General features: G+C 59.1%; 5 protein-coding genes and 4 pseudogenes. 6 read left to right on the forward strand and 3 right to left on the reverse strand.

Annotated features, from left to right (window positions below; translation table 11 throughout):
* Window positions 1-170, forward strand: a pseudogene (locus tag OQZ28_RS16995) (IS630 family transposase); the annotation flags it as partial.
* A gap of 13 nt (window positions 171-183) precedes the next feature.
* On the opposite strand, the pseudogene OQZ28_RS17000 reads toward OQZ28_RS16995, so the two are convergent.
* Window positions 184-408 (reverse strand): annotated as a pseudogene (locus OQZ28_RS17000) (AraC family transcriptional regulator); the annotation flags it as partial.
* A 141-nt stretch (window positions 409-549) separates the two neighbouring features.
* Here OQZ28_RS17000 and OQZ28_RS17005 point away from each other — a divergent pair.
* Window positions 550-1,309, forward strand: a pseudogene (locus tag OQZ28_RS17005) (SDR family oxidoreductase).
* Window positions 1,310-1,358: 49 nt separating this feature from the next.
* Here the strand turns inward: OQZ28_RS17005 and OQZ28_RS17010 are convergent.
* A complete protein-coding gene (locus OQZ28_RS17010; RefSeq protein ID WP_025440109.1) occupies window positions 1,359-1,823 on the reverse strand; it encodes a nuclear transport factor 2 family protein in 465 nt (154 codons plus the stop codon).
* Window positions 1,824-1,925: 102 nt separating this feature from the next.
* A complete protein-coding gene (locus tag OQZ28_RS17015; RefSeq protein ID WP_217420504.1) occupies window positions 1,926-3,134 on the reverse strand; it encodes an MFS transporter in 1,209 nt (402 codons plus the stop codon).
* Window positions 3,135-3,239: 105 nt separating this feature from the next.
* Between OQZ28_RS17015 and OQZ28_RS17020 the strand changes: the two genes are divergently transcribed.
* From OQZ28_RS17020 to OQZ28_RS17035, 4 genes and pseudogenes are all read left to right on the forward strand, one after another.
* Window positions 3,240-3,887 carry a TetR/AcrR family transcriptional regulator gene (locus OQZ28_RS17020; RefSeq protein ID WP_217420505.1) on the forward strand — a complete coding sequence of 216 codons (648 nt, stop codon included), beginning with the start codon at window positions 3,240-3,242 and terminating at the stop codon, window positions 3,885-3,887.
* A gap of 149 nt (window positions 3,888-4,036) precedes the next feature.
* The gene (locus OQZ28_RS17025; protein ID WP_217420506.1) at window positions 4,037-4,798 is read left to right on the forward strand and encodes an SDR family NAD(P)-dependent oxidoreductase; all 762 of its coding nucleotides are present in this window, start codon (window positions 4,037-4,039) and stop codon (window positions 4,796-4,798) included.
* A 31-nt stretch (window positions 4,799-4,829) separates the two neighbouring features.
* Window positions 4,830-5,282: an SRPBCC family protein gene (locus OQZ28_RS17030; RefSeq protein ID WP_053324080.1), complete on the forward strand. Its 453-nt coding sequence runs from the start codon at window positions 4,830-4,832 to the stop codon at window positions 5,280-5,282.
* A pseudogene (locus OQZ28_RS17035) lies at window positions 5,279-5,707 on the forward strand (SDR family NAD(P)-dependent oxidoreductase); the annotation flags it as partial. The gene OQZ28_RS17030 and the pseudogene OQZ28_RS17035, both read left to right, overlap by 4 nt.
* Window positions 5,708-5,831 lie beyond the last annotated feature (124 nt).

Here is a 5,831-nt window from a genome sequence, read left to right on the forward strand (position 1 = left end):
TCGAGAATATCTGGCAGTTCCTACGCGCCAACTGGCTGTCCAACACCGTGTTCAGCGGCATCGAACACATCATCGAAGCCGCATGCACCGCATGGAACAACCTCACCGCCCTGCCACAGACCATCCGATCCATCGGCCTCAGAAAATGGGCTCATATAGGTCAAAGGTGATAGCCCGTAGTATTAGTTCTCGTTCCTCGATCTGCGCTTCTCCCGAGATGATCCAGACCAGCAAGGGCTCGGCCACGGCCGGGACCAGCACTTCATTCTCGTGTTGCGGCCGGCGGAATATCTGTGCCTCTGCCTCTTTCCATGCCTTCCCTTGGCTTTGCCCGATTTTCCGGCCCGGAATACGGTCCTCGAGGGCGTAACTGGCGGCATGCAGCGAAGAACGATGCGGGTGCGGCATCCGGTTTCCCTTTCAGGCGTGCCGTGAATTGTCCAGTCCAACTCACAAAAACGCAAAATCACAATGGTTTTAGCAAGAGGACGACAGAAACCATCTGCCTGGGTCTTTACCTGTTTTCTCGTTCTTTTTTAAACGGAATAGATGAAGATTATCATGAGTATCAGAGGTAAGGTCGCCCTTGTTACCGGAGCCTCCAGCGGGATAGGCGCGGCAACAGCACGCAAACTTGCGATAGAAGGCGTTATTGTCGGTCTGGCGGCACGGCGCAAGGACCGTCTGGACGCGCTGGCGATGGAAATCACCGGGGCAGGCGGCAAAGCGGTTGTCCTTCCAACCGACGTTACGGATCTGACGTCATGCAGGGCTGCGGCAGATGCCCTCATCGCCCGGTTCGGCAGGATTGATGTGCTGGTCAACAATGCGGGCCTGATGCCCCTGTCCAATGTTGACAGCCTGAAAGTGGATGAATGGCAGCGTATGATGGACGTAAACGTGTCTGGTGTCCTCAATGCAGCGGCGGCGGTTCTTCCACAGATGATCGCACAGCATTCGGGCCATATCTTCAACATGTCCTCGATTGCGGGCCGGAAAGTCTTTACCGGTCTGGCCGTCTATTGCGCCACCAAGGCCGCCGTCGCAGAGTTCTCCGATGGACTCAGGATGGAGATCGGGTCAAAGCACAATATCCGCGTCACCTGCATTCAACCGGGTGCCGTGAAGTCGGAACTGTACGAGCAGATTACAGATGCCACTTACCGCAAGCAGATGGATGATCTGGCTGCTTCCATGACCTATCTGGAAGGCGAGGACATCGCTGACACGATCCTGTTTGCGCTGAACGCACCATCCCGAATGGATGTCGCAGAACTTGTTCGTTCTGCCCACCGAACAGGGATGGTGAGTATCGGAATCATGAAAGAACTTTGGCGAGAGCAATTTCTTTCAGGACATTAAAGTCCAAGGTCGGACAGCCCCGGATGATCGTCGGGGCGTCTTCCCGCAGGCCAATGGAACAGTCGGTCTCCGGCCTCTATCGGCAGGTCATTGATCGATGCGACCCGGCGGCGCATAAGCCCGGCGGTATCGAATTCCCACAGTTCATTGCCATAGGACCGGAACCACCGACCCGCATCATCATGCCATTCATAGGCAAAACGGACAGCCATGCGGTTATTGCGGAAACCCCAGAGTTCCTTGATCAGGCGGTATTCGCGCTCCCCGTTCCATTTGCGTGTCAGGAAGGCCACGATCTGATCACGTCCATGGATGAATTCTACCCGGTTGCGCCATTGGCTATCCACTGTATAGGCCTGCGCCACCTGTTCCGGGTTCCGGGAATTCCAGGCATCTTCGGCAAGCCGGACCTTGCGTGTCGCACTTTCAATATCAAAGGGCGGGAATGGCGGTCGTGACATGGATAAGTTCCGTATGGTTGAGCAGGGTTAAAAGTGATGGTGAAAGCGATAGCCCCACACAGGGTAGAAGAGAAGGACGCTTTTGACACCCCCATTGCATCCTTAGCTTTCATGCCCGAGCCGGTGGCCGGGTCGAAACCCATGGGACCGGGCCTGCCATGCGATCAGGAAGCCGACCGCGACAAGCCCCATCACCGCCCAGGGGAATGATGCCGCCCCCCATGTGTCGAGCAGCGCGCCGCCCAGAAGGCCCCCGCCAGCTATCGCACTGTTCCACGCCACCACATTCATCGACAGCGCGACATCCGCGCCATCGCCAGCCGCATCAGCCAGTGCTGTCTGGAGCAACGTCGCAGCACCACCAAATGTCAGCCCCCATATCGTGACACCGATCATGATCACCGCAGGCGATGCTGATCCGATAGCAAAAGCCGCTGCCACGACCGCGAATATGGCGAGGCTGAGCAGAACAGACAGACGCAGGGCGTGATCGACCGTGCGGCTGGTCAGCCAGATGCCGACAAGGGCAGCGACCCCGAACAGCAGCAGGATGCGATCTGCCTGTCCCGCCAGTCCGGCCGGTGTCACGAATGGCACGATGTAGGTATAGAGAACATTGTGCGCGAGCATCCACGCCATCACCACGCCCAGAACAGACCGCACGCCCGGCATGTACAGAACATGCCGGAACGGCAGACGCTCGTCATACGCGGCACCCGGAAAGTCAGGAACCTTCGCCAGCACCCATGCGATCAGCAGCATGGTCAGGCCCGACATGATCCAGAAAGCCAGACGCCAGCCGACAGCAGCGCCCAGCCATGTCCCGGCGGGAACTCCCAGCGAGAGCGCGATCGGCGTGCCCACCATGGCAATTGCCAGGGCGCGGCCCTGCTGGGCGCGCGTCACCATCCGGCGCGCATAACCAGCCAGCAACGCCCAGGCAAGACCCGCCGCAGCACCCGCTCCGTACCGGGCGACAAGGGTCATGCCGTAATGCGTCGAAAACGCGGTGATGGAATTGAACACCACGAAGCCTATGATCGCCAGCAGCAGGACCTTCCTGCGCCGCCATCGCTGTGTGGCGAGTGTAAGCGGGATCGCCGCACTCAGCGAGCCTATGGCATAGGCCGTCACCATCTGCCCGGCGAGCGCCGGGGAAATATGCAGACCCGCACCGATCTGAGGCAGCAGACCTGCCGGCAGGGTTTCGGTCATGATGCAGATGAAGCCGGTCATGGCCAGCGCGAGCAGGCCGGCAATCGGAAGGCGTGCGTCGTTTTTTTGCGTGGGCACTGTGATGGTCGGGTTCATGGGGTGCTCATATATGGACCGTTTGATACACATATAGAGCGACAGCGGCCTTGGCAATCACTTATGGATCAATTAATATGGAAGTCTTTCGGAAGGAACGATGACATGGCGCGGACCGGGCGTCCCCGTGAGTTTGACCGCGACAGGGCGATTGACGCCGCCACGGCGCTTTTCTGGGCGCAGGGGTATGAGCCGACCTCCCTGACGCAGCTCAAATCCTGCATGGGCAATATTTCGCCTGCGAGCTTCTATGCCGCGTTCGGCTCGAAGGAGGCCCTGTTCCGCGAAGTCGTGCAGCGTTATCTGACCACATACGGGCAGGTCATGGCGCCGTTATGGGATGAAAGCCTGCCCCCGCGCGAGGCCATCGAACGGACGTTGCGCGGCTCGGCGCGCATGCAGTCTGCCCGCACCCATCCGACCGGGTGCCTGGTCGTGTGCGGTGCCAGCAACTGCTCACCTGAAAACGAACCTGTTCAGGCGCTTCTTGCGGCGGAACGACAGCGCACGCGCACCGGCATCAGGGCCTGTGTAGAGCGCGCCATTGCCAATGGTGAATTGAACGCATCCCCGGCGACAGATGTGCTGCCCGATATTCTCACGACTTTCTTCCACGGCATGACATGCGAAGCCCGGGACGGGATGCGTCCGGACACTCTGGATGCGGCTGTCACATCTGTGCTGACATTATGGGATATCAACGCGGTGAAACGGGGAACAGCAAAGCGGCCTGAGAAAAAGCTGACGGACTGACAGCGGCGAGACGATCCGGACCCGGCACGAAATTCCATATCGGTCGGTCCACAAATCCTTGACCCTGCTTCGTGTCCCTATTATGGATCGATTGGTATGGAAGTGGCGTTTACGGAACACAACGCCATGTCTCCTCAAGGAATCCGATCATGAGCACATCAAAAATCGCCTTTGTCACGGGCGCCAATCGCGGCATCGGCTACAGTATCGCCAGGCATCTGACGGCCGTCGGCATCAGCGTGATCGGCACTTATCACGCTAATGAAGACGAGGCGAAAGCAGCCGAAACCGCCCTCAGCCACGAGGACGCAAAGCTGCGTATGCTGCAACTGGACATCGCGAACCATGCGTCGTTCACGGAGTTTGCGGGGCGGGTCAAAGCCCTTCTTGCAAGCGGGTTCGGGCAGGGGGGACTGAATTATGTTGTCCAGAACGCCGGCAACATCATCCACACCCGCTTCGACGCCGCAACGTCCGAACAGCTCGACAATCAGTACAATATCCACTTCAAGGGTCCGTACCTGCTGACGGTAGCACTTCTTCCGCTGATCCGTGATGGTGCCCGCATTCTCAACATCACCTCTGCCGCGACGCGCTTCTATCTGCCGGATCATGGTCCTTACGCAGCCATGAAAGCCGCAACCGAAGTCATCTCGCTCTATATGGCAAAGGAACTGGGCGCGCGGGGCATTACGGTCAATGCGGTCGCCCCCGGCGCGGTGGCCTCGGACTTTGGCGGCGGTCTGGTCCGTGACGATGCCACGGTCAACAGGAGCCTCGCAGAGATCACGCCGCTGGGGCGCGTCGGCCAACCTGACGACATTGGGGCCGCGGTCCGTGGCCTTCTGTCTGACGACATGCACTGGGTGAATGGCCAGCGCATTGAGGTGACGGGCGGCCAGTCACTTTGATCCCACACAGAAAAGGGCAGGGGGAGTCCGTATGATCAACGTTATGGCCAGCAGTGTCATCAATGCACCCGTTTCGTCCGTCTGGGAGCTGATCCGTGATTTTGGTGCCCTTGGTCGCTGGTTGCCGGGCGTGAAAAGCTGCGTGATCGAAGGCGATGATCCTGGCGACCGTGTCGGCGCAATCCGCCGTGTTGAAATGGGCGATGTCGGTGTGATCTGTGAACAGCTTCTGGCACTGTCGGATGTGGATCATGCGGTGACGTTCTCGATCATTGAATCGGCTCTGCCGATCCGGAACTACCGCTCGACCATCACGCTTCTGCCCATAACGGATGGCGATCGCACGTTTATCCGGTGGCGCGGTCAGTTCGAAGCATCGGCCGAACACGCAGCCAGCATGGAGACCCGGATGCCGACACACATCTATCAGCCGGCCTTCGACAGGCTAGCAGAAATTCTGGCGTTGAGGGAAACACGGTCATGACCAGCTTTCATGGTAAATCCGTTCTCGTGCTGGGCGGCAGTCGCGGGATTGGGGCCGCCATCGTGCGTCGCTTCGCAATGGATGGCGCGAAAGTCGTCTTTACGTATTTGTCCTCGCCTGACGACGCTCAGGAATTGGCTACAGAGACCGGAAGCAGGGCCCTGCGCGCCGACAGTGGCGACCGGGATGCCCTCATCGCGCTGATCAACTCGCTCGGCCCCTTGGACGTGCTGGTCGTCAATTCCGGAATTCTTGGCGCGGGTGATCCACTGACCATGCCGCCGGATGCCATCGACCGGCTTTTCCGCATCAATACCCACGCGCCTTATCACGCGGCGGTTGCCGCCGCACGGACCATGCCCGACGGCGGCCGCATCATTTTCATCGGCTCAGCCAATGCAGACCGTATGCCGATGAGCGGCCTAGAGCATAATCTGATCTAATAGGTTCATTTTAAGATTCCCATACTGGTCGAAATCTGATTCATACTATGTGCCGGTATGGAGGCCGGCCCGTATGACCCGAGCCCTGTCTGCTGACCTTCGCCGC

Source organism: Komagataeibacter sp. NFXK3 (assembly GCF_054182245.1).